The following is a 23,410-nucleotide window of genomic DNA, read 5'->3' as shown; positions in this document are numbered from 1 at the left end:
ATGAAAAAGTACTCGTGCGTCGGACAATAGCCTGCACTTAACAGAACGGTAGTCTGCGGTCCCACTCATTCTTGACGGACCCCGAGGCCGCTCCTAAACTGGCCGCACTCTGGTGCCCGCGTGCGCTTTTCAACGGCGCGCGCAGTTAAACGGGAAGCAGGGGGCGCGGTTCGCCAGAACGCGCCAACCTGCGCTGCCCCCGCAACGGTAAGCGACCGCATTCGTCATGCAAGTCGATCCTGATCGCGTGTTGGAAGTTCAACTCGCGAGTGTGCCACTGCGCGTCACGCGTGGGAAGGCGGGATCGATATGTCGTCAGCCCGGATACCGGCCAGAGGGAGAGGCACGTCACGCGCGAAAATGTTAAATACGCGGGCGCCTCGTTACGCATCGGCCTGCGGGGAAGCAGGCCGCGCACGCTACCCACAGGACTTTCACCCCATGCTGTCCCCCATCGCTCGTGCGGCGTTGCTTGCCTTCGCGGGCCTGCCGATCGTCGCGCACGCGCAAGCTGCACCTTCATCTTCTGCGTCGGCGGCGGATGCGTCGCCCGCGGTGTTGTCACCGATCGTGGTGACCGCCGAGCGCGGGCCGCAGTCACTCGCCGATGCGATCCCGCAGACCGCGTTGTTCGACCAGCAGGATCTCGCCGACACCACCGCGACCGATTTGCCCGGCCTGCTGCAACTCGCGCCAGGCGCGCAAATCTCGCGTACAGGTGGCCCCGGTTCGACGACGAGCCTCTTCCTGCGCGGTGCGTCGTCGACGCAATCGCTGCTGCTGATCGACGGCGTGCGCGTCGATTCGGTGAGCCTGGGTTCCGCGCAACTCGCGCAGATTCCGCTCGACCAGGTCGATCACGTCGAGGTGGTGAACGGCAACGTGTCGGCGTTGTACGGTTCCGGCGCGATCGGCGGCGTGGTGCAGGTGTTCACGAAAGACGGCGGCGACCATCCGCCGCGTTTCAATTTTTCGCTCGGCTACGGCAGCTATCACACGCAGACGCAGCAGGCGGGCGTGAACGGCGCATTGGATAAAGACGGCAAGACGACCTTCAGCATTTCGCTCGCGCGCTCGAAGGACGACGGCTTTTCATCGCTCAATCCGCGTGAGGCGCCCGGCGCCAATCCGAATGCGAACGGCTATCTGAACGAGAGCATCTCGGCCTCGTTGCGCCACAAGTTCAACGACAAATGGGATGCCGGCGCGAGCTACTTCCAGTCGAACGGCAACAACAGCTACGACAACGCGTACGGACTGCCGACCGATCTGAACAACCTGTATAGCAAAGTGCGCCAGGTCTCGGTGTTCGCGAACGGCAAGCTGACCGACTGGTGGACGACTCACTTCATCGTCTCCGAAGGCGACGACCGCAGCGTGTCGAACACCAACGGCGTCTATAACGGCCGCTTCGATACCGACAATCGCCAGTACACGTGGCAGAACGATTTCGCGCTGGCCGCGCAGCAGAAGCTGCAGGTCGGCTACGAGCATCTCGACCAGAGCCTCGACTCGGATACGTTCGCGGCGCCCGACCGGCATGTGGATTCGGGCTTTGTCGGCTATACGGGGCGCTTTGGGCGCAACCAGATTCAGGCCAACGTGCGGCGCGACCAGTATTCCGATTTCGGCGGAGCGAACAGTTACTATCTTGGCTACGGCTTCGACATCACCAGCCATTGGAAGGTGAGTGCAAGCTACTCGGATTCGTTTCGCGCGCCGAGTTTCGACGATCTGTACTATCCGCTCAGCGGAAATCCGTCGATTCAGCCGGAGCGCAGTCATTCGCTCGAAGCCGCGCTGCAGTACGCATCGAATGCGCTCGGTGTGATGCGTCTCACCGCATTCCAGACGCGCTATTCGAATCTGATTAACTACGAGCAGGTAACGCCCGGCATCTATCTGGCCGAGAACGTCGGCCATGCGAAGGTGCAGGGACTCGAAGGATCGTGGAGCGGGCATGTCGGCAAGACGGACGTGCGCGCCTCGGTAACGCTGCAAAACCCGGTCGACCTCGACAACGATGTCGACCTCGTGCGGCGCGCGCGGCGCTTCGGCTCGCTGACGGTGAACCGCAGTATCGCCGGGTGGCGCGTCGGCGGCGAATGGATCGTGAGCGGCCCGCGCGACGACAGCAGCGGCAAGCTGGGCGGCTATGGCGTGGTGAATCTGTCGGCGCGCTACAACATCACGAAAGCATGGTACGTGGCCGCGCAAATCCAGAATCTGTTCAACAAGGACTATGAAACGGCCTACTCGTATAACTCGCCGCGGCGCGGTGCGTATCTCACGGTTGGTTGGCAGCAGCAGTAGTGGGCACGCCTTGTTGAGACTGCGCGGATGAGCCGCTACTTGAGCCGATCCACTAGCCGCCACTCGGGTTCGATGCCCGCAACGCTGCGCGTGATGAGCGCGAAGCGCGCGGCCGCGATCTGGCTTGCGCTTGCCGTGATCGCGCTGGCGGTGCTGATGGCGTCGCTCGCGTTGGGGAGCGTCTCGCTCGCGCCGATGCGCGTGCTGGCGGCGCTGATGCCTTCGCATGCGCCGTCTGGCGGTGCCTCCGATCTGACTGCGGAGATTGTCCGCACGCTGCGTTTACCGCGCGCGGTGGCCGGCTTTGCCTGCGGCGCGTTGCTCGCATTGGCCGGCGCGCTGCTGCAGGTGCTGTTGCGCAATCCGCTCGCCGAGCCGTATGTGTTGGGTGTGTCGGGCGGCGCGGCGACTTTCGCGCTCATCGCGATGATGGCCGGCTGCGCATGGTGGATCGTCGACGCGAGCGCCTTCGCCGGCGCCTTCGTGTCGATCCTGCTGGTGCTCGGCCTCGCGCGCCGTGAGTTGTGGCGCGGCGAGCCGCAGGACACGTCGCCGCGTCTGCTGCTGACCGGCGCGGTGATCGCCGCGGGTTGGGGCGCGCTCATCACCTTGCTGCTCAATCTCGCGCCCGACAACCGCTTGCGCGGCATGCTGTTCTGGCTCACGGGCGACCTCAATGGCGGCGCGATGCCGTGGACGGCGCTCGCCGCGCTCGTCATCGTGCTGGTTGCGATCGTGCCCGCCGCGCCGCGTCTGAACGTGCTGCTGCGCGGCGACGCCGCCGCGCAGGCGTTAGGTGTCGCGGTCATGCCGTTGCGTTTGCGCGTATATCTGGTGGCGTCGCTGGCGGCGGCCGCGGCGGTGACGACGGCGGGCACCATCGGCTTTGTCGGACTGGTCGTGCCGCACATGCTGCGGCTCGCGTTCGGCAACGATCAGCGCATGCTGCTGCCGGCTGCGGCGCTCGGCGGCGGTGTCGCGGTGATGGGCGCGGACCTGATCGCGCGCACGGTGATTGCGCCGGCGCAATTGCCGGTTGGCGTGATCACCTCGATCATCGGCGTGCCGGTGTTTCTGTGGATGCTGTTGCACAGGCGCCGATAATGCAAACCTTCAACGCATCTCAAGCCACACTCAGCGCGCAACATCTGACCTTGCGCGCCGGCGCGCGCACTTTGCTCGACGCTTTCACGCACACGTTCTACGAAGGCGAGATCTGGTGCGTGGCCGGCCCGAACGGAGCAGGCAAGACGACGTTGCTCTCCACGCTGGCAGGTCTGTTGCAACCGTCGGCGGGCCATGTCGAACTCGACGGCTTGCGCGTGGCCGACTGGCCGCCGCTCGCGCTCGCGCAGCGCCGCGCGCTAATGCCGCAAAGCGCACCGGACGCATTCAGCGCGAGCGTGTTCGATATCGTGATGCTGAACCGCTTTCCGCATCTCAACGGCTGGGGCTGGGAGCGCGAGGCCGATCGCACAGCGGCGCATGCGGCGCTGGACCTGCTGGGCCTTGCCGCCTTTGCCATGCGTGATGTGCTCTCGCTCTCCGGCGGAGAGCGTCAACGCGTGGCGCTCGCGGCGGTGCTGTGCCAGGACGCGCCGTTGCTGTTGCTAGACGAACCGTTGTCGCATCTCGATCTGCATCATCAGATCGACTGCCTCGAGGCGCTCGCCGCGTGGACGCGCGAGCCTCGGCGTACCGTGATGTTTTCCTGCCACGACCTGAACCTCGCGCGCCGCTTCGCAACGCATGCGCTGCTGCTCGACGGCGCCGGCGGCGTTTATGCCGGACCGGTCCACGACGTATTGACGCCCACGCTCGCGAGCCGGGCGTTCGGTTACCCGTTGATCCTGATTCGCGACGGCGAACACGAGGCGCTGATTCCTGCGCCGCGCGCTCGTCACGAGTCGCCTGCCGGTCATGACACGGCCGCAGGCTGATTGCTTCATCCCAACATACTCTTTGCAGACACGCTTATGACTTCATCGCCACGCTTGCCCGGACTGCCCGAAGTCGAACCGCTCGATCAAACGCTGCGTGCCGAGCTGCAGCACATCATCGATACCAAGACCAAGCCGCCCGGCAGTCTCGGCCGGCTCGAAACGCTCGCGCGTCAGATGGGCCTGATTCAGCGCACCACGCATCCCACCGTGACACGTCCGGCGATGATCGTTTTCGCCGGCGACCACGGCGTGGCCGACGAGGGCGTGAGCCCGTATCCGCAAGCGGTGACCGCGCAAATGGTCGCCAACTTCCTCGCGGGCGGCGCGGCGATCAATGCATTGAGCCGCGTATCGGGCATCGAGCTCGAAGTGGTCAATGCGGGCATCGCGACGCCGCTGCCTTCGGTGGAAGGACTCGTCGACATTCCGATTGCGGCAGGCACGCGCAACTTCGCGCGTGAACGGGCCATGACCCGCGACCAGGCACTCGCCGCCATGCAAGCGGGCGCGGCACGCGTGCGGCATCACGCGGCGCTCGGCACTAATGTGATCGGCTTTGGCGAGATGGGCATTGCGAATACGTCGGCGGCTGCGTGTCTGATGAGCCGCTTGTGCGGCGTGCCGATCGACGAATGCGTCGGCCGTGGGACGGGTCTCGACAACGCGGGGCTCGCGAGGAAGCGCAACGTGCTGGCCTCGGCGCTTGCGTATCACCCGATGTCCAGCGATCCGCTCGACGTGCTCGCCACCTTCGGCGGCTTCGAGATCGCGATGATGGCGGGCGCCTATCTCGCGGCGGCCGAGGCACGCATGACAATTCTCGTCGACGGCTTCATCGCGGGCTCGGCCTTGCTGATCGCCGACGCACTCACGCCGAGCGTGCGCGAGTACTGCGTGTTCGCGCATGCGTCGAACGAAGCGGGGCATCGTCGCATGCTCGATCATTTCGGCGCGCTGCCGTTGCTCTCGCTCGATATGCGGCTCGGTGAAGGCACCGGTGCGGCGCTCGCGGTGCCGCTGCTGCGCGCGGCAGTGGCGTTCGTCAACGAGATGGCGAGCTTCGAATCGGCCGGCGTCGCGAATCGCGATGCGTGATCGTTCGGATAGACACGCTCGCGCGGCACGGTCATGAACCCGCTCACGGAACTGCGCTATTTCTTTACGGCGCTCGGCTATTTCACGCGCGTGCCCGTGCCGCGCTGGGTCGGTTATGAACCGCATTATCTGAATGCGGCGGCGCGTTATTTTCCGCTCGTGGGCGTATTGATCGGCGGATTGAGCGCGCTGGTCTATCTCGCCGCGCTGCACGTATTGCCGGCTGGCGTGGCGGTGCTGCTCTCGATGGCCGCGTCGCTCATCGTGACCGGCGCGTTCCATGAGGACGGTCTCGCGGATTGTGTCGATGCGTTCGGTGGCGCCTATACGCGCGAAGATGCATTGCGAATCATGCATGATTCGCGCATCGGTGCTTTCGGCGCCATTGCGCTCGTGATTGCGCTCGCATTGAAGTGGCAAACGCTCGCCGCCATGCCGCCGATGCGTGCCGCAAGTCTGATGATTGCCGGGCATGCGGCGAGCCGAACGTGTGCGATCAGCTATCTGGCCACGCTCGACTACGTGCGAGCCGAAGGCAAAGCCAAACCGGTGGCGCAACGCCTGAACGGCGGTGCGTTGGTGAGCGCCGCGATGTTCGGCTTGCCGTGGCTGCTGTGGCCGAACGGACTCGCTGCGCCGGACTGGCGCTTCGCGGGCTCGGCGCTGGTGGTTCTGGTCGTACTTCGCGTGGCAATGGGCCGTTATTTCGTCAGACGCATCGGCGGTTATACCGGCGACTGCCTCGGTTTCGCGCAGCAAATTTTTGAGTTGAGCATTTATCTGGTGGGGCTGATATGGATATCGTCCTGATTCGTCATCCCGCGGTCGCGCTCGATGCGGGCGTGTGTTACGGCCACAGCGACGTGGCGCTCGCCGAAGCTGCCGAGGTGTCGTCGACAGCGCTCGCCTTGAAGCTCGCCACTTTGCAGGTGCCCGCGCCACGCGTGCTGTTGTCGAGTCCTTTGAAGCGCTGCTCGGCGCTGGCTGCCGAGATGGCGAACGACTTCGGCTGTGTGATCAGTCACGACGATCGCCTGATGGAAATGAACTTCGGCGACTGGGAAGCGCAACGCTGGGACGCCATCGATCGCGAGCTACTCGACGACTGGGCGGCGAACTTCGAACATGCGCGTGCGCATGGCGGCGAGAGCGTGGCGCAGTTCGTCGCGCGGGTGCGGGCATGGCTCGACGCCTTTGCGCTCACGCGCGAGTTGTCGCCCGCCTATGTGGTTACGCACGCGGGCGTGATGCGGGCCATCGCGTCGATCGTGCTGGACGTGCCGCTGGAGCGCTGTCTGCGATGGTCGCTCGATATGAGCGGCATCGTCTGGTTGCGCAGAAACGATGAGACGCAGCACTGGTCGCTGGTGCGGTGGAATGCGTAAGTCGTGCAGGGCGCTGATCGCCCTGGCATCATGGCGTGGCGGACCTTCTGCGTGAGCGCGCCACGTCGAGGTCTTCGCACATTTGCTTCGCGCCTTGCGCGATGCGTGGTGCCGGGCGGTTGATCAGATCGCCGTCGATCGCAAACAGGTTGTTGTTCGCCACCGCGGTCAGGCTCGGCCACGCTCGCCATGCGCCGAGTTGCGGCAACGTGGTATCCGGTTTCGTCGCGCCCGGTGCTGCGGTGACGATGGCCTCCGGATTCGCAGCGAGCACCGCCTCGGTCGAGACGGTCGGCACCAGCGGTTCGAGTCTGGCGAATACATTGCGGCCGCCGCACAGCGCGATCACGTCGCTGACCATATGCTCGCCGTTGAGCGTCATCAACGGTTGATCCCACACCTGATAGAACACGCTGACCGGCGGGCGGCTCGCATACCGGCTGCGCAGCGCCGCGATGTCCTGGCGGTAGGCGGCCGCCGCGGCATCCGCCACTGGCGACGTGCCGAGCAATTGTCCGAGCTTCGTCAGCGACACGGCCACGTCGTCGAGATGGTGCGGTTCGCTGAAGAACAACGGAATGTGCATTTCGCGCAGGCGATCGAGCTGACGCTGCGCATTGCCATGCCGCCACACCACAATCAGATCAGGCTTCAGCGCGACGATGCGCTCAAGATCGAGCGCCTTGTTATCGCCGACGCGCGGCAACTGTTTTGCTTCCGGCGGATAGTCGCTGTACGACACCGCACCGATCACCTTGGCGCCGCCGCCCGCCGCATACAGCAATTCGGTGACGTGCGGCGCGAGGCTGATTACACGTTGCGCGGGAGCGGGCAGGCTGACGGTCGCGCCGGTGTCGTCAGTCACTGAGATGGCGGCAAACGCATGCAACGCGTAGCTGAAGAGCGCAGTGATGAGGGTGAAGCGGACGAGTCGGTTCATCGGGCGAAAATGCGGCAGACGTTTGACGAGCGTGGCAAGAATGCGAGGTCTGTGCAGCATCAACCCGCTCGCGTGGGATCGATCTCTCGAACGGCGTCGCGCAAACTCTCGTTAAAGCGGGTCCATTCGGTCTCGCTCGCAGGCAAGCCGAATCGAACGCTGCCCGAGGGCATGAACAGACGCGTCCACACGCCGCGCCGCGCCAGCGCTTCATGCAAAGCGGCGGCGCGTGCGTCGACGGACCATGCGAAGAGCGGCGTGCTGCGCGTGTCGAAACCTTGCGCATGCAACAGGCCGACGAGGCGTGCGCTTTCGGCGTCGAGCCGGGTTCGCATGCGCCGTTGCCACACTTCGTCGGCAAAGGCGGCTTTAACGGCGTGACGGGCCGGGCCACTAACCGTCCACGCGCCGAGCGTGCTGCGCAAACGTTCGAGCAGCGCAGGCGCGCCGAGCACGAAACCCGCGCGTACGCCGGCGAGGCCAAAGAACTTCCCTGGCGAGCGCAGCGCGAGCAGGCCGTCGCGATACGTGCTCGCCGCTAGCGACGCCTCCGGCATCGTATCCGCAAAGGCTTCGTCGACCAGCAGCGTGCCGCCGCGCGCGCTCAACTGGGCATGCCAATGCAACAGCCTGGCGGCGCTCAAACGGGTAGCGGTCGGATTGTTCGGATTCACGACGACTGCATGCGTGAGCGCGTCGGGCAACGTTTCGTGAGAGACGTCGAGCACCATCGTCTGATGGCCGGCGCGTTCGAATGCGGGCGCGTATTCGCCGTACGTGAGCGGCGCGATGCCAACCCGTGCACGCGGCAGCAGCGCGGGCAGTGCGCGAATCGCCGCCTGGCTGCCCGCAACGGGCAGCACGTGCGCGGCATCGGGTGCGCCGTAGTAGCGCGCGGCGCAGGCGGCGAAATCGTCGCCGTCGTCGGGCAGGCGGCGCCACGCGTCGGCGGGAACCGGTGGGACCGGATAGCCGTGCGGATTGATACCCGTCGACAGATCGAGCCACGCTGCGTACGGAATGCCGTAGCGCCTTGCCGCTTCGTGCAGGTTACCGCCGTGCGCGACGGTGTCGATTGCGGTGGCCCTTTCGGTCGGCTCATTGGCTTCGTTCGCACAGCCGTTCAGTCGATCAAACATGGAACGGCACGCTCAGCAACGCCAGCACGATCAGCACGGCAAGCCAGAGAATGACCGTGCGCTCGACCAGCATCAACGCGGCGTTCACGTCGCCGGCGTTGGCCGCGTGTCCGAAGCCGAGTGTCGGCCGGTATTCGACGGCGCCGTGATACACCGCCGGGCCGCCGATCATAACGTTCAGACTCCCCGCGCCGGCCGCCATCACCGGTCCGGCGTTCGGGCTGTCCCAGCGCGGCGCCTGGTCGCGCCAGCAGCGCCACGCGGTGTGCGTGTCGCCGAGCAGCGCGTAGCTGGCGGCGGTCAGTCGCGCGGGAATCCAGTTGAGCACGTCGTCGATACGCGCCGCGGCCCAGCCGTAGCGCAAATAGCGAGGCGTGCGGTATCCCCACATCGCGTCGAGCGTGTTGGCGAGACGAAACCCGAGTGCGCCCGGGCCGCCCGCGATGGCGAACCAGAACAGCGCGCCGAAGATCGCGTCGTTGCCGTTTTCGAGTGTGGATTCGACGGCGGCGCGTGACAGCGCGCCTTCGTCCGCATGCTCGGTTTCGCGCGAAACGATGCGCGCGGTCAGCAGGCGCGCCTGGGGTAGGTCGCGCTGCGCCAACGCCTGCGCGATCGGCGCAATGTGATCGTGCAGACTGCGCGCGCCGAGCGCGAACCACAGCAGCGCGATATGCACCGCGCAGGCCGCGAAAAACGGCAGAACGGCAACCAGACACCAGGCGATCAGCACCGGCGGCATCACGGCTAGCGACCACGCCAGCAGACCCTTGAGCCGCAAGCGCCGGCCGGTGTTGTAGCGCGTTTCGAGACGCAGCGCCCATTTGCCGAATCCCACCAGCGGATGAGCGATGCGCGGCTCGCCGAACCAACGGTCGACCACCACGCCCGCGGTGGCCAGTGTCACGAGAAGCGGGAGCGAGAGCATTACGCGTGGCTCGCGGTTTTCAACGCGAGCGGCAAACCGGCGACCATCATCGTGGCTTGCGTGCTCAGCGCGGCGATGCGCTGGTTGAGCCGCCCGAGTTCGTCGACGTAAAGGCGCGTGGCCGCGCCGAGTGGCACGACGCCCAGGCCGATTTCGTTGCTGACCACGATGACCTTGCCTTTGGCGTTGACGAGCGCCGATTCGAGCGCGGCGACGCGTGCGTGATATCGATCGACCGGCATGGCGTCGCCTTCAGGCGGACAGAGCAGGTTGGCGAGCCACAGCGTCAGGCAATCGATCAGGATGCAGTGGCCGGGCGCGTCGCATTGCGTCACCGCGCCGGCGAGATCGACGCCAGCTTCGATCAGTTGCCAATGCGCCGGACGCCGTTCGCGATGGTGGGCGATGCGCGCGTTGAATTCGGCGTCGTCCGACGTGGGCGCGGTGGCGATGTAGGTGACGGGCAGGGCGCTGCCGGTGGCAAGCTGTTCGGCGTGCACGCTCTTGCCCGAACGGGCGCCGCCGAGAACGAAGGTGAGGTCGCGGGAAGTCATCGCGTGATTGTACCGGCGTGCAGTGCGGGCGGGCGCGATGGGATAATGCCGCGTTCCATGCATAACGCGGCAGTGCATCGCATGCGGCCGACGCTGCGCGGCTTCTTACGGGCACGCGCTGATGCCTGATGAAAACGCTTGGCTGGCGCCCCGCATGAGCGCTGCGTTGCCGCCTGCTTCATTGTCTTGCTTCATTATCTGTCTACCGCCAAACCCGAGACTCCGTGACCACCACTTCGACCTCGCATGACGCCGTACCCGTGCCGCGCGGCACGCTGATGATCCAGGGCACCACGTCCGATGCCGGCAAGAGCACGCTGGTCGCCGGTTTGTGCCGGCTCGCGCGCCGCGCCGGGGTGCGGGTCGCACCGTTCAAGCCGCAGAACATGGCGCTCAACAGCGCGGTGACCGTGGACGGCGGCGAGATCGGCCGCGCTCAGGCTTTGCAGGCGGTGGCCGCGGGCATTGCCGCGCACACCGATCTGAACCCCGTGCTGCTCAAGCCGACCAGCGACCGCGGCGCGCAGGTGATCATCCACGGCAAGGCGCGCATGAATCTCGACGCGCGTGCGTATCACGACTACAAGCCCGTCGCCTTCGAAGCGGTGCTGCAATCGTATGCGCGTCTGCAGGCGGCGTACGACACGATCTTTGTCGAAGGCGCGGGCAGCCCGGCCGAAATCAATCTGCGCGACCGCGATATCGCCAACATGGGTTTTGCGGAGGCCGTGGATTGCCCGGTCGTGTTGGTGGCCGATATCGATCGCGGCGGGGTGTTCGCCCACCTCACGGGCACGCTTGCTTGTCTGTCGGCGAGCGAGCAGGCGCGGGTGCGCGGTTTCATCATCAATCGCTTTCGCGGCGACATCAGTTTGCTGCAACCTGGTTTGGACTGGCTCGAAGCGCAGACCGGCAAGCCGGTGCTCGGTGTCGTGCCTTACCTGCACAGTCTGACGCTGGACGCGGAAGACATGCTGCCGCCCGAATTGCGCGCGGCGCACAGTGGCGGCGCGGCGCGCATGCTGCGGGTGGTCGTGCCGGTGCTGCCGCACATCAGTAATCACACGGATTTCGACGCTTTGCGCGCGCATCCGCAGGTCGATTTTCATTACGTGCGAAGCGGCACGCCGTTGCCGCCGGCCGACCTGATCATCCTGCCAGGCTCGAAGAACGTGCCCGGCGACCTGGCGTTTCTACGCGCGCAAGGCTGGGATGCGGTGCTGCAAAAGCACTTGCGTTATGGCGGCCGGGTGATCGGCATTTGCGGCGGCATGCAGATGCTGGGGCGCGAAGTGGCCGATCCGCATGGCGTGGAGGGCGCGCCGGGCACGTCCGCGGGACTCGGCTGGCTCGATTACTCGACGGTGCTCACGCGCGACAAGACGCTGAAGAACGTGACCGGCCGCCTCGCGTTGCCCGGCTCGCCCGACGTGGCCGGCTACGAAATCCATATGGGCGAGACTTACGGGCCGGCGCTGGACACGCCCGCTTTGCAACTGGGCGACGCGCGGGATGCGCGCCCCGACGGCGCGATCTCCGCCGATGGCCAGATTCTCGCTACCTATGTTCACGGCCTGTTCGACACACCGTCCGCCTGTGCCGCGTTGCTCGCGTGGGCCGGTTTGAGCGATGCCGAGGCAATCGACTACCCGGCGTTGCGCGAGGCGTCGCTGGAACGCCTCGCGGACACGCTCGCCGAGCACCTCGATCTGCCGAGACTTTTTGCTGCGATTGGTTGATCAGGATCAACGAGGAAGGGTGGATTAAATCCTATTGGGAAATAATCAAAGCTTGGGTGGTAGTTTTTCGCTTCATATGGTTCGAATAGAGTGCTCACATCGACGGCCGTTTTCCGCGCCGTCTCTCTCTCTTCGAGGACCTGTCATGAACCCGAACCGTTCCGCCGATCTGGCCGCTCTACTCCTTCGCGTCGCCCTGGGCGTGCTCTATCTCGCTCACAGTCTGCAAAAGATTTTCGTCTTCACGCTGCCGGGCACGGCGCAGTTCTTCGTCTCGTTGGGCTTGCCGGGTTGGCTCGGCTATGTGACGGCCTTCGTCGAACTGTTCGGCGGCATTGCGCTGCTGCTCGGCGTGCAGGTCCGCTGGGTCGCGCTCGTGCTGCTGCCGTTCATGCTCGGCGCGATGTCGCAGCATCTTCAAAATGGCTGGGGTTTTGCGTCGCCGCACGGCGGCTGGGAATATCCGGCATTCTGGGCGGTGACGTTGGTGGTGCAGGCGCTGCTCGGCGGCGGGGCGCTGTCGTTCGGCGGGGTGAAGGCGCCACGGGCGGTGGCCGCCTGAGCGGTTAGCTGGATCGTTGAAAAGGCACGCGCCGTAAGGCCGCGTGCCTTTTTTCATGGCGCCGTCCTAGCGTCGCCTCATCAATACAAAACGATCTGCGTACACCGGAACAACGCCATTGTCTTGCCCTTCGGATCCGTGACCGTGGCGTCCCACACCTGCGTGCTGCGTCCCAGATGCACGCTCTTCGCGACCGCCCGGATCGTCCCCTCGGTCGCCGTGCCGAGAAAATTGCTTTTCACCTCGATGGTCGTGAAATTGCGCGCCGTCTCTGGCAAATGCGCGAGGCAGGCGTAGCCGCAGGCGGTGTCGGCGAGGCCGATCACGGTCGCGGCATGCAAAAAGCCGTTCGGCGCGAGCAACTCCTTGCGCACGGTCAATTCCGCGATCAACTCGCCTTCGTCCAGGGACAGGACATGCACGCCCAGCAGGCCGGGCAGCGAGCCTTTCTGGCGTTCGTGGAGGCGTTCGACGGTGTATTCCGGGCGCAGTTTGCTCATGAGATTCGGGTCCTGGTTGGATAAATCGGCAGCGCACGGTGGCCAATTAGCCGTCAAGGGGCTTCGGCCAACGTGCATTTGTCGATATTATCAACGGCTGGATCGGCAGGTGTGCCTGAAAACCGGTCCGGTTCCGGGCACACTTGCGCATGTCAGAGCAATACGCGGCAAACCGGCTGGCGGGGCCCAGCCTTCTTTCCGGGAGAATTCATGACGGTGATCGTGGTGGCGAATCCGAAGGGCGGCGTGGGCAAAAGCACGCTGTCGACCAATCTGGCCGGCTATTTCGCCGCGGCTGGCGAATGGGTCGCGCTGGCGGACCTGGACAAACAGCAGTCCGCGCACGCGTGGCTGTCGCTGCGGCCCGACACGCTGCCGGCCATCGAGACCTGGGAAGTCAATCTGGACGAGCCGGTCAAACCGCCCAAAGGGCTGGAGCACGCTGTCGTCGACACACCGGCCGGCCTGCACGGCAATCGCCTGAGCATCGCGCTAGATCTGGCCGACAAGGTGATCGTGCCGCTCCAACCGTCCATGTTCGATATTCTCGCTACTCAGGAATTCCTCGAGCGGCTGGCCAAGGAGAAGGCGGTCAGAAAAGGCGCCATCGAAATCGGTGTGGTCGGCATGCGCGTGGATGCGCGCACGCGCTCGGCGGAGCAACTGCATCGCTTTGTCGAGGGGCTGAAGCTGCCGGTGCTGGGTTTTTTGCGCGACACGCAGAATTACGTGCAACTGGCGGCCCACGGGCTGACCTTGTGGGACGTCGCGAAAAGCCGTGTGGAGAAGGATCTGGAGCAGTGGCAGCCGATCATCGAATGGACTAGCGGAGCCGGCAAGAAGGGTTGAGGCGGCAGGGCTGGTGGCCGCGCCGCCTGCCGGATCAGGCCGTACAGGCAGTGAATTCCCTCGCGGATCGCCTGCGGGGCAGGCGTGTCAGCGAACTGCAGAGCGGGACGATGAAGCTAGGCTACGGCGCTGAACGAAAGAGCTGGACGACAGCGCTGAAAGAGCGAGCTGAACGACAGAGCGTTCAGGTCCAGTTCTGCGTCGGCACGTGATCGCGGCTGCCCTTGATCTTGTTGTTGTCGTCCACGAATACCAGGTCTGGCTTCCAGCCGGCCTTCAGTTCCGCTTCATCCACCACCGCGAACGCCGCGATGATCACCAGGTCGCCCAGCTGCGCGCGCCGCGCGGCCGAACCGTTCAGCGAGATCATGCCGCTGCCGCGCTCGCCCTTGATCGCGTAGGTCGAGAAACGCTCGCCGTTGTTGATGTTCCAGATGTCGATCCGCTCGTTTTCGACGATGTTCGCCGCTTCCAGCAAATCTTCGTCGATCGCGCACGAACCCTCGTAGTGCAGTTCGCAATGCGTGACCGCGACGCGGTGGATCTTCGACTTCAGCATGTTGCGTTGCATGACCAATCCTGTGTGATTTCTTATGCGTGTCGACGTCTGTCCAAGACGACTTCAGATTTCGAGGTTGTCGATAAGACGAGTGGCGCCGAGCTTGGCGGCAGCCAGCACGACCAGTTCCTCGTTCGCGTCTTGCGGACCCGGCGGCAGCAGGTTCGAACGCTTGCGCACCGCGATGTAGTCGGGTTGCCAGCCGCGCGCGGCCAACGCCGCCATCGCCGCCTGTTCGATCTTCCTGAAGTCGCGCTCGCCGCCGAGCACGGCTTCGCGCACGCGGTTCAGTTCAGCAGCCAGCACCGGCGCCTCGGCGCGTTCGGCGGCCTGCAGATAGCGATTGCGCGAGCTGAGCGCGAGGCCGTCGGCGTCACGCACGGTTTCGGCGGCGATGATGTCGGTGGGCAGCGCAAACTGGTTGCACATGCGGCGCACGATCATCAACTGCTGGTAATCCTTCTTGCCGAACACCGCGACGCGCGGCTGCACGCACGACATCAGCTTCATCACGACCGTACACACGCCCTGGAAGAAGCCCGGCCGGAATTCGCCTTCGAGGATGTCGCCCAGATCGTGCGGCGGATGCACGCGGTACTCCTGCGGCTCCGGATAGAGGTCTCGCTCCGTCGGCGCGAACAGCACGTAGACGTTTTCCTTCTGGAGCTTTTCGATGTCCGCTTCCATCGTGCGCGGGTATTTGTCGAAATCCTCGTTCGGACCGAACTGCAGCCGGTTGACGAAGATGCTCGCCACGACCGGATCGCCGTGCTGACGCGCGAGACGCATCAGCGACAGATGGCCCTCGTGCAGATTGCCCATGGTCGGCACAAAGGCGGTGCGATTCTGGCCGCGCAACTGGTCGCGCAATTCATGGATCGAGCTGATGACTTTCATGATCGGACAGGGATTTCCTCGCGCGGCGCGAGACTGGGTGGACGCAAAACCCTAAGGAATCGCGCGGGCCGCCGCCTCACTGGTAATGACAGGTTCGGAGCGCGGGATTGTAGTGGATTTGAGCGGCTGCCGCACCGAAAAGAGGCTTACTCTCCCGTGCAGCGGAATTGTGCCCCGTTTGAGGGCCTCAGGCGGGCAGGTAGGCGAGGCGCACATAGATCGGCGCGAATGGTTCCGCCTGGGTGATTTCGACGAGCGACTCGCGGCACAGTTCGAGCACGGCGATGAAATTCACCACCACCACCGGCACGCCTTTGCTCGTGTCGAACAGGTCGGAGAACTCGACGAAGCGGGCGTTTTGCAGCTGCCGCAGGATCGAGCTCATATGCTCGCGCACCGAAAGCTCTTCACGCGAAATCTTGTGATGCTGGACCAGCTTGGCGCGCTTGATCACGTCGGCCCACGCGGCGCGCAGGTCTTCGCTGTTCACGTCGGGAAAACGCGGCGTGATGCTTTGTTCGATATAAACCTCGGCGCGCAGGAAATCGCGTCCGAGCTGCGGCAACTGGTCGATGCGCTGCGCGGCGAGCTTCATCTGCTCGTATTCGAGCAGGCGCCGCACGAGTTCGGCGCGCGGATCTTCGGCTTCCTCACCGCTGTCGGCCTTTTTCACCGGCAGCAGCATGCGCGACTTGATCTCGATCAGCATCGCGGCCATGAGCAGATACTCGGACGCGAGTTCGAGATTGGTCTGGCGCAACTGATCGACGTAGCCCAGATATTGCACCGTGACGTCCGCCATCGGAATGTCGAGCACGTTGAAGTTCTGCTTGCGGATCAGGTACAGCAACAGATCCAGCGGTCCTTCGAACGTTTCGAGAAACACCTCGAGCGCATCCGGCGGAATGTACAGATCCGTCGGCATCTTGAAGAGCGGCTCGCCGTACAGGCGTGCAAAAGCAATGCCGTCGACGGTGTCGGGTGTCGAATCGGTGGCGGGCGCGGCGAGCGCGGCGTCGGCGGGGGCCGGCGGTGCGCCGTGTGCCTCGTCGGCGTGACTCACGCGCTTAGAAGTTTTGATAGTACGAGTAAGGCGTCTGTTCTACGCGCGAAGCTTTCTGCTCGGCGCGTTCCTCGAGATCGATCGGCTGTTTGTCCCACAGCAGCGCGCGGCCGCGGCGTTGTTCGGCTTCCAGATTGGGTTTCTGTTGCTTGAGCTGGTTCAGGAACTGGGTGATGTCCGATTGATACATGGCTCGACGTCCGTGGTATGGAAATTGGCGGCTGCCCGGCGGTCATTCGCCAGACACCACTGCTATCCGATAATTTTACCGCATGCGCGGCGCGCGGTCGAAAAACGGCGGCAGTGCCGGGCGGCCGGCGCACCAGAATGTCCGGAACCCGTGCGGCGCGGCGGGCGTCAAAGGCGGGCGCGGCGCCGGCAGGGTGGCTTGCAGGCGGCGTTGGGTTTGCGTCGAGGCGGCTGGGTGCGACGTTGGGTTTGCGTCCAAGGTGGCTTGGAGGCGGCCTTGAGTTTTGCGCCCAAGGTCGCCTGGAAGTGGCGTCATCGCAGCGGTATCTCAGTCGCGGGCGTCAGGGTGCTGCGCGGCGAGTCGCGGCGCGCGCGAACCGGACGGGGAGGCCCGTCCGCACGCTGCGGACGCATTTTTAGAGATCTCGCGGCAGCTCGCCGATGTGGTCAAATAGCGAGCTTCGGCCGCCGCGGCGCGCCCGAGCGATAAAATTCATCAACCACGGCCGGAGGTCCTGTTTGGCGGGGTGTGCGATCGACAAGCCGCGGCTGCGGCGCGGCAAGGCCGGTGACGGGCATGGGCTTGTCACGCCCATGCGGCACTGGCTGCGCGCGTGGCTGGCATTCGGCCTCGTCATGCTGACGCTGGCGGCCGGCAACGCTCATGCGGCGAAAGCCGCGGCCAGCTACAAGGTCGATATCGAAGCCACGCCGCGCGCTCTGCGCAAACTGCTCGAAGCCCATCTGGATATCGCGCGTTTCGCCAAACGTCCCGATATCAGCGACGACCAGTTCGAGTTTCTGATCACCGCCACGCCTCAGCAGGTGCGTGATCTGGCTTCCACGCAGGGCTATTTCACGCCGGTCGTGCGCACCGACGTGCGCACCGTCGACGATACGAAACGCGTCACGGTGAGCGTCGATCCCGGCCCGCAAACCCTCATCACGTCGATTTCGCTGTCGTTTCGCGGGCCGGTGCTGACCGAGGATCCAGCGCAGGAGAATGCCGCACGCTTCGCGTTTTCGTTGCACGAAGGCGATCCGTTCTCACAAGGCGAGTGGGACGACGCGAAAAATGCGTCGCTCAAGGCCTTGCAGTCGCGCCGCTATCTGGGCGCGAAGATTTACCACTCGGAGGCGCGCGTCGATCCGCGCACGCACGAGGCGAAACTGTCGGTTACGTACGAAAGCGGGCCGACCTTCACGATGGGCAAGCTCGACGTATCCGGCACGCGGCGCTACCCGGAACAGATCGTCAACAATGTGAACCCGATTTCGGTGGGCGATATTTACGACGTGCAGCGCGTCGCCGAATTACAGCGCCAGTTGCAAAACACGCCGTACTACGCGAGCGTCGCGATCGACGTGGATAGCGACCCCGCCAAACCGGTCGAGACGCCCATGCACGTGAAGGTGTCGGAGTATCCGTACAACAGCATTCGCGGCGGCGTAGGCTATTCGACGGACAACGGCCCGCTGGTCCAGGGCGCCTATTCGTACCTCGACACGTTCGGCAAAGCGTGGCCGTTCACGGTCCAGGGCCGCGTCGACCAGGTTCAGCAATACGGGCAAATCGAACTCTCCATGCCGCCTGGGCAGCGTGCGTGGACCAACAGCATGCTGGCGTCCTACACCACGACCGACGTTTCCGATACGCGTATCTACAGTATTCGCGGCGGCGTGCAGCGAGCCCGGACCTCGCAATTCATCGACTACAACTACGCGCTGCTGTTCTACCAGGACCGGCTCGATCAGAACTCGGCCGCGCCGACTACGAGCCGCGCGCTGGTGCCGTCCTGGTCGTGGACCCGGCGCAACACCGACGACCCGCTGTTCCCGCGCAAGGGCAACCTGATTCACGTCGAGGCAGGCTTCGCGGTCAAAGGCGTGCTCACCGACCAGACTTTCATCCGCGGCTACGCGCGCGGTCAGCAGTATCTGCCGATCGGCAAGGAAGACCTCGTGCTGATTCGCGCCGAACTCGGCGGCGTGTTTACGAGCGGCAGTTCGAGCGGTATTCCGGCGTCGCTGCTGTTTCGCGCGGGCGGTTCGAATTCGGTGCGCGGCTATAGCTATCAGAGCATCGGTAATAACGTCGATGGTTCGGTGCTGCCCACCAAGTATCTCGTCACGGCGACCGCCGAATATCAGCATTGGTTCAACCACGACTGGGGCGCGGCCGCGTTCTTCGACGTCGGCACCGCCACGGACACGTGGGGCGAAAAAGTCTTTTATCCGGGCGTAGGCGTTGGGGCGCGCTGGCGCAGCCCGGTCGGCCCGGTCAACGTCGATGTCGCCTACGGGATTCGCAACAGGAGCGTGCGACCGTACCTGACGCTCGGCATTGCCTTCTGATGGAAACCTGCTTCTACATGATCCCCGCATGACCACGGACGTTTCCGCCCAACCTCCGGCGCAGCCGCCCGACGCTCCACCAGGAGAGCCGCCCGGACAGCAGCCGCCACCCGAGCCGCCGAGGAGGCGCAGGCTCGGCCGGCTGCTGCTGAAAACATTCGCGTGGACGGTGGCCGTGGTGGTGCTGTTGCTGGCGTTGGCGGTGGGTTTGCTGTACGGCGCGCTGACGACCGAGCGCGGCACCGCCTATGCATGGCAGGCGGCGGTGAAGCTGCTGGGCGGCAAGCTGAGCGGCACGCTCGAAAGCGGTGCGCTCGCCAACGGCCTGCAATTGCGCCAGGTGCGCTGGCGCAGCCTCGACGGCAGCGGCACCGATATCCAGATCGACCGCGTGGCGGGCCGCTGGGCACTCACGCGCGAACCGTGGCGGTTCACCATCGAGTATCTGCATGTCGGCACGGTGGACGCGCGCATCGGCGCATCGTCGTCGAGCAGCGGGCCGATGAAGCTGCCGCAAGACTTGCGCTTGCCCATGCAGCTCGACGTCCGCGATGTCCAGCTCGACAAACTGCTGCTGCATCAGGGCGCGTCGACAACCGAGTTGTCGCGCTTCGTGTTTCATGGCCGCAGCGACGGGCGCCATCACGAGGCCGCGATCGAGCGGCTGGATACGCCGTTCGGCGCGGTGACGGCGGCGGCCAGACTCGACGGCGTGCGGCCGTTTCCGCTGAGCGGGGACGTCGGCTATTCGGGCAAGGTCAACAACGAGGCGGTGCAGGTGGGCGGCCATCTGAGCGGCTCGCTGGAAAATCTCATCGCTGAACTCGATGCGAGCGGCATGAAGCTCGCGGGTCACGCGAGGGTCGAGGCCGAGCCTTTCGGCGACGTGCCTTTACAGCGCGCCACGCTGACTTTCGATCACATCAATCCGCAGGCCTTTGCGCCCGGCGCGCCGCAGGCCGATCTGGCCGTGCGGGCGGAATTGCAGCCGGTCGGGCAGGGTGCAGACGTGGCGGGGAAGAGCGAGGCGGGTGCGGCCAGCACAGCACAGCCTCCCGTTGCCGCAAACGGCAAACACGGCGCTCAGTCCCACGCGTCCGGCAAAAGCACCGCCGGGTTCGCGGTTGCCGGGCATGTTTCGATCGTCAACGCCAAACCCGGCGCGATCGACCAGAACCTGCTGCCGCTGATCGACGCCAACGCGGACGTGCGACTCGACGCCCAGACGCAGCGCATCTCGAACCTGAACGTGCGCCTCGTGAAGAGCGCCACGCTCACCGGCGGCGGCGCGCTGAGCGGCAAGCGCGGACAGTTCGATCTGCGGGTCGCCGGGCTCGACCTGAACGCACTGCAAGCGACGGTGCGGCCTACGCAGCTTTCCGGTCCCATCGGCATCCGCCTGAACGACGACGTGCAAAGTCTCACGCTCGACCTGGCCGACCCGAAAGCGGCGCTACGTGCCCAAGGCAAGATCACCTTCGATCCAGCCCGCATGAGCTTCAACGACGTGCGCATCACGTCGGGCAAAGGCCGCATCGATCTATCCGGCGCGCTCAAGCACGACGCGAATTCCACCTACAACGTGAAAGCGCAACTGACCGATTTCGATCCGTTGACGCTGGCTTCGCAGATGCCGTCGCGCACGCCGGTGGCCGGCCCGGCGCCGGCGGCGAGCAGTGCGAAAAAGAGCGCAAGCGCGGAGGCCGCGGCGCAAGCCGGCAGTACCGCCGGCGCGAAAAGCGCCGCGCCCGCTGACAAAGCCGCCGCCGCCGTGAAAAACACCGCGAAGGCGGCAGTCAAAACCGAAGTGGTCCAGCGCAAAACGCCGTCGCCGAAACGCGGCGCGCCACCTGCCCGCAAGATCGAGGCGCGCGTGAACGGCACGCTCACCGCGGCCGGCATGCTCGGGCCGGTCTTCACGACCAAGGCCGACTTCAAGCTCGGCCCGAGTGTGTACGACGGCCTGCCGCTAACCGGCGGCGGCACGATTCAACTGGCGGGCTCGCGCATTCTGCCGAGCCGCGCGAACCTCTCGGTGGCGGGCAACCAGGTGGATCTGCAAGGCAGCTTCGGCGCGCGCGGCGACCGGCTGAAGTTTCGCGTCGATGCGCCGGAACTGGAGCGCCTCGGCTTTGGCCTCGCGGGACTTGTCGCTGCCGATGGCGACATCACCGGCTCGTTCGCGCATCCGAATGTGGTGCTGAACTACAAGGCGGACAGCGTGGTGTTCAGCAGCAACCGCGTCGGTCATGCGGAAGGGCACGCTGAATTGCGCGACGGCGCGAACGGCGCGCTCGTCTTCACCACCGACGCGCGCAATCTCAGCGCGGGCGGCGTCGATCTGAGCACGCTCACGGCGCGTTTGTCCGGCACGCGCGCGAATCACACGCTCGAGGCCGCGGCCACCGGCAAGCTGCAGGACCGTCCGCTCGATCTCACGCTCGCCGCCAACGGCAAGCTGACCGAAGCGCGCGACGGCACGCGCTGGGACGGCACCGTCACCCGCCTGCAGAATCGCGGCACGCCTTCGCTGAATCTGGAGTCGCCGCTCGCCGTCAGCGCCGGGCCAAGCCACCTGACGCTCGGGGCAACGAGGCTCACGCTCGAAGGCGCGGTACTGAGCCTGAAAACCTTCGCCTTCGACCATGGGAAGATTCAGTCGACGGGCAGCCTGACGGGCATTTCGGCCGTGAGGTTGCAGGATCTGCGGCGCGAGATCACCGGTGAGCCGCCCGTCGTCAAAACCGATCTGGTGTTCGACGGCGACTGGGACTTCGCGCTCGGCAGCACGGCGAGCGGCCATATCCAGCTGAAGCGCCGCAGCGGCGACGTCACAGTCGAAATCGGCCGGGGTCTCGCTTCGCTGGGTATCACGGATATCACCGCGCGCGCCGAGTTCAGCGGCGGCAATCGCCTCAACGCCACCGTGCACGCGCAGGCGAGCCGCATCGGCGTGATCGACGCGGATGCGCACACCACGCTGGTCATGCGCGACGGCTTCCTGACCGTCAGCGAAGAGGGCGCGCTGACCGGCAATGTGAATGCCAATGTGCCGTCGCTGAAAACGACCGGCGGCCTGTTCGGTCCGAGCTATCTGCTCGACGGGCACCTCGCGCTCAAACTCGCGCTCGGCGGCACCGTCGCCAAACCGAACCTGACCGGCTCGCTGCTCGGCGAGGGCCTTTCCGCGACGATGGTCGACCAGGGCGTGCAGTTGAAGGACGGCGTGGTGCGCATCGCGCTGTCGCACAATCTGGTCGACTTCCAGCAGGTCGAATTTCATGGCGCGAGCGGCACGCTGCGCGCAACGGGCCGCGTGCGTCTGGACGGCGCCGAGCCGGACCTGACTGCGAGCATTGTTGCGGACAAGCTCGAACTGTTCGCGGCGCCGGATCGTAATCTGTCGCTGTCGGGCAGCGCGAGCGTGGCGAATGGCGGGACGCTGGGCGGTATGGAGATCAACGGCAAATTCATGGTCGATCACGCGTTGTTCGATATGCCGGAGCAGTCCGCGCCGAAGCTCGGCGACGACGTGGTGGTGGTGCGTCCCGACGGGTCGGTGGCGGGCGAACGGACACGGCCCGTGGCGGGCACCAACAAGCCGATCGGCCCGTTCGCGCCGCGCGCCAATATCGACATCAACCTCGGCAACAGCTTCCGTTTCCGCGGGCAGGGCGCCGATCTGGGCCTGAGCGGCACGATCACCGCCATGAGCGCGCCGAATCTGCCGCTGCGCGCGGTGGGGAACGTGCGTGTCACGCCGGGTTCGACCTACACCGCGTTCGGCCGCAAGCTCAACATCGAGAACGGCTTTTTCACGTTCAACGGTCCGGTGGCCAATCCCGGCATCAACATCCTCGCCATGCGCCGCAATCAGCAGGTCGAGGCGGGCGTGCAGGTCACGGGCACGGTTCAGTTCCCGACCGCGAAGCTGGTGTCGGAGCCGAGCGTGCCGGACAACGAAAAGCTCTCGTGGCTGCTATTCGGTCACGGCACGGATCAGGGCAACAACCTGGGTCAGCAGAGCACCATGACCACGGCGCTCGCGTTGCTCGGCAGCGCGAGCGGCAAGCGGATTGCGCAGACCTTCGGGCTGGACGAGTTTTCGATCGGCCGAAGCGAAGTCGGACTGACCGATCCGCAAGTCGTGATGGTGTCGAAGGCGATCAACGAGTGGCTCGTGATCGGCTACGAACAGGGGCTGCAATCGGCGAGCAATGCGATCAAGGCGACGGTCAACCTCACGCGCTACTGGTCGGTCGCGGCTTACGGCGGCACGTTCGACGGCGTCGATCTGCTCTATACGCGTCGCTTCGACCGGATCCGTTGGTGAGGCGCGTAATGCGGACTTGAACCGCCGCGCCCAGGCAAAAAAAAACGGCACGCCCTTTGGAGCGTGC

Annotated in this window: 20 protein-coding genes and 1 riboswitch; of the genes, 11 read left to right on the top strand and 9 right to left on the bottom strand. The window is 65.2% G+C overall.

Translation table 11 applies throughout. The features are described from left to right. Window positions 1-93 precede the first annotated feature (93 nt). Window positions 94-350: riboswitch (cobalamin riboswitch) on the top strand. A 91-nt stretch (window positions 351-441) separates the two neighbouring features. The 6 genes from P0D70_RS24630 to cobC all read left to right on the top strand — a co-directional run bounded on the left by P0D70_RS24630 (window position 442) and on the right by cobC (window position 6,736). Further along, window positions 442-2,313 carry a TonB-dependent receptor domain-containing protein gene (locus P0D70_RS24630; protein ID WP_408186378.1) on the top strand — a complete coding sequence of 624 codons (1,872 nt, stop codon included), beginning with the start codon at window positions 442-444 and terminating at the stop codon, window positions 2,311-2,313. Between the two features lie 93 nt (window positions 2,314-2,406). After that, window positions 2,407-3,417, top strand: coding sequence for a FecCD family ABC transporter permease (locus P0D70_RS24625; RefSeq protein WP_408186387.1), 1,011 nt, complete (start codon window positions 2,407-2,409; stop codon window positions 3,415-3,417). After that, window positions 3,417-4,253 carry an ABC transporter ATP-binding protein gene (locus tag P0D70_RS24620; protein WP_408186377.1) on the top strand — a complete coding sequence of 279 codons (837 nt, stop codon included), beginning with the start codon at window positions 3,417-3,419 and terminating at the stop codon, window positions 4,251-4,253. The genes P0D70_RS24625 and P0D70_RS24620 overlap by 1 nt, the downstream gene beginning before the upstream one ends. Window positions 4,254-4,289: 36 nt before the next feature. Continuing rightward, complete coding sequence (gene cobT, locus P0D70_RS24615) at window positions 4,290-5,351, top strand: nicotinate-nucleotide--dimethylbenzimidazole phosphoribosyltransferase (RefSeq protein WP_091796437.1); 1,062 nt, start codon at window positions 4,290-4,292, stop codon at window positions 5,349-5,351. A 33-nt stretch (window positions 5,352-5,384) separates the two neighbouring features. Next, on the top strand, window positions 5,385-6,161 hold the full coding sequence (locus tag P0D70_RS24610) for an adenosylcobinamide-GDP ribazoletransferase (protein ID WP_408186376.1): 777 nt from the start codon (window positions 5,385-5,387) through the stop codon (window positions 6,159-6,161). Continuing rightward, on the top strand, window positions 6,146-6,736 hold the full coding sequence (cobC, locus tag P0D70_RS24605) for an alpha-ribazole phosphatase (protein ID WP_408186375.1): 591 nt from the start codon (window positions 6,146-6,148) through the stop codon (window positions 6,734-6,736). The genes P0D70_RS24610 and cobC overlap by 16 nt, the downstream gene beginning before the upstream one ends. Window positions 6,737-6,764: 28 nt before the next feature. Here the strand turns inward: cobC and P0D70_RS24600 are convergent, their stop codons facing one another. From P0D70_RS24600 to cobU, 4 genes are read right to left on the bottom strand one after another with little or no spacing between them, the layout of a single operon-like run. Beyond that, window positions 6,765-7,676 carry a cobalamin-binding protein gene (locus P0D70_RS24600; protein ID WP_408186386.1) on the bottom strand — a complete coding sequence of 304 codons (912 nt, stop codon included), beginning with the start codon at window positions 7,674-7,676 and terminating at the stop codon, window positions 6,765-6,767. Between the two features lie 59 nt (window positions 7,677-7,735). Continuing rightward, the gene (cobD, locus tag P0D70_RS24595; protein ID WP_408186374.1) at window positions 7,736-8,815 is read right to left on the bottom strand and encodes a threonine-phosphate decarboxylase CobD; all 1,080 of its coding nucleotides are present in this window, start codon (window positions 8,813-8,815) and stop codon (window positions 7,736-7,738) included. Then, the gene (gene cbiB / locus P0D70_RS24590; RefSeq protein ID WP_408186373.1) at window positions 8,808-9,743 is read right to left on the bottom strand and encodes an adenosylcobinamide-phosphate synthase CbiB; all 936 of its coding nucleotides are present in this window, start codon (window positions 9,741-9,743) and stop codon (window positions 8,808-8,810) included. Before cbiB ends, cobD begins: the two co-directional genes overlap by 8 nt. Further along, window positions 9,743-10,297: a bifunctional adenosylcobinamide kinase/adenosylcobinamide-phosphate guanylyltransferase gene (cobU, locus tag P0D70_RS24585; RefSeq protein WP_408186372.1), complete on the bottom strand. Its 555-nt coding sequence runs from the start codon at window positions 10,295-10,297 to the stop codon at window positions 9,743-9,745. Before cobU ends, cbiB begins: the two co-directional genes overlap by 1 nt. Before the next feature lie 278 nt (window positions 10,298-10,575). Here cobU and P0D70_RS24580 point away from each other — a divergent pair, with 278 nt between their 5' ends. Together P0D70_RS24580 and P0D70_RS24575 are read left to right on the top strand one after the other, a co-directional pair. Continuing rightward, window positions 10,576-12,036: a cobyric acid synthase gene (locus P0D70_RS24580; RefSeq protein WP_408186385.1), complete on the top strand. Its 1,461-nt coding sequence runs from the start codon at window positions 10,576-10,578 to the stop codon at window positions 12,034-12,036. Between the two features lie 145 nt (window positions 12,037-12,181). Then, on the top strand, window positions 12,182-12,598 hold the full coding sequence (locus tag P0D70_RS24575; RefSeq protein WP_408186371.1) for a DoxX family protein: 417 nt from the start codon (window positions 12,182-12,184) through the stop codon (window positions 12,596-12,598). 80 nt (window positions 12,599-12,678) lie between these two features. Here the strand turns inward: P0D70_RS24575 and P0D70_RS24570 are convergent, their stop codons facing one another. After that, on the bottom strand, window positions 12,679-13,098 hold the full coding sequence (locus P0D70_RS24570) for a PaaI family thioesterase (RefSeq protein ID WP_091796430.1): 420 nt from the start codon (window positions 13,096-13,098) through the stop codon (window positions 12,679-12,681). A 210-nt stretch (window positions 13,099-13,308) separates the two neighbouring features. On the opposite strand from P0D70_RS24570, the gene P0D70_RS24565 reads away from it, so the two are divergent. After that, window positions 13,309-13,947 carry a ParA family protein gene (locus tag P0D70_RS24565; RefSeq protein ID WP_408186370.1) on the top strand — a complete coding sequence of 213 codons (639 nt, stop codon included), beginning with the start codon at window positions 13,309-13,311 and terminating at the stop codon, window positions 13,945-13,947. 184 nt (window positions 13,948-14,131) lie between these two features. Here the strand turns inward: P0D70_RS24565 and panD are convergent, their stop codons facing one another. The 4 genes from panD to P0D70_RS24545 form a co-directional block, all read right to left on the bottom strand. Further along, window positions 14,132-14,518, bottom strand: a complete 387-nt coding sequence (gene panD, locus P0D70_RS24560; RefSeq protein WP_012432059.1) for an aspartate 1-decarboxylase — start codon at window positions 14,516-14,518, stop codon at window positions 14,132-14,134. A 51-nt stretch (window positions 14,519-14,569) separates the two neighbouring features. Continuing rightward, complete coding sequence (gene panC, locus P0D70_RS24555) at window positions 14,570-15,403, bottom strand: pantoate--beta-alanine ligase (protein ID WP_091796428.1); 834 nt, start codon at window positions 15,401-15,403, stop codon at window positions 14,570-14,572. A gap of 187 nt (window positions 15,404-15,590) precedes the next feature. Continuing rightward, window positions 15,591-16,466 (bottom strand): segregation and condensation protein A, encoded by an 876-nt coding sequence (locus tag P0D70_RS24550; RefSeq protein ID WP_408186369.1) that lies wholly within the window; start codon window positions 16,464-16,466, stop codon window positions 15,591-15,593. A 4-nt stretch (window positions 16,467-16,470) separates the two neighbouring features. Further along, window positions 16,471-16,656, bottom strand: coding sequence for a DUF3460 family protein (locus P0D70_RS24545; protein ID WP_007175923.1), 186 nt, complete (start codon window positions 16,654-16,656; stop codon window positions 16,471-16,473). A 518-nt stretch (window positions 16,657-17,174) separates the two neighbouring features. Between P0D70_RS24545 and P0D70_RS24540 the strand changes: the two genes are divergently transcribed. Beyond that, window positions 17,175-19,010 carry an autotransporter assembly complex protein TamA gene (locus P0D70_RS24540; RefSeq protein ID WP_408186368.1) on the top strand — a complete coding sequence of 612 codons (1,836 nt, stop codon included), beginning with the start codon at window positions 17,175-17,177 and terminating at the stop codon, window positions 19,008-19,010. Between the two features lie 28 nt (window positions 19,011-19,038). After that, window positions 19,039-23,343, top strand: a complete 4,305-nt coding sequence (locus P0D70_RS24535; RefSeq protein ID WP_408186367.1) for a translocation/assembly module TamB domain-containing protein — start codon at window positions 19,039-19,041, stop codon at window positions 23,341-23,343. Window positions 23,344-23,410: the final 67 nt, after the last annotated feature.

Source organism: Paraburkholderia sp. RL17-381-BIF-C (assembly GCF_046026435.1).
Lineage (GTDB): Bacteria > Pseudomonadota > Gammaproteobacteria > Burkholderiales > Burkholderiaceae > Paraburkholderia.
This window is presented reverse-complemented; position numbering and strand designations above follow the sequence as displayed.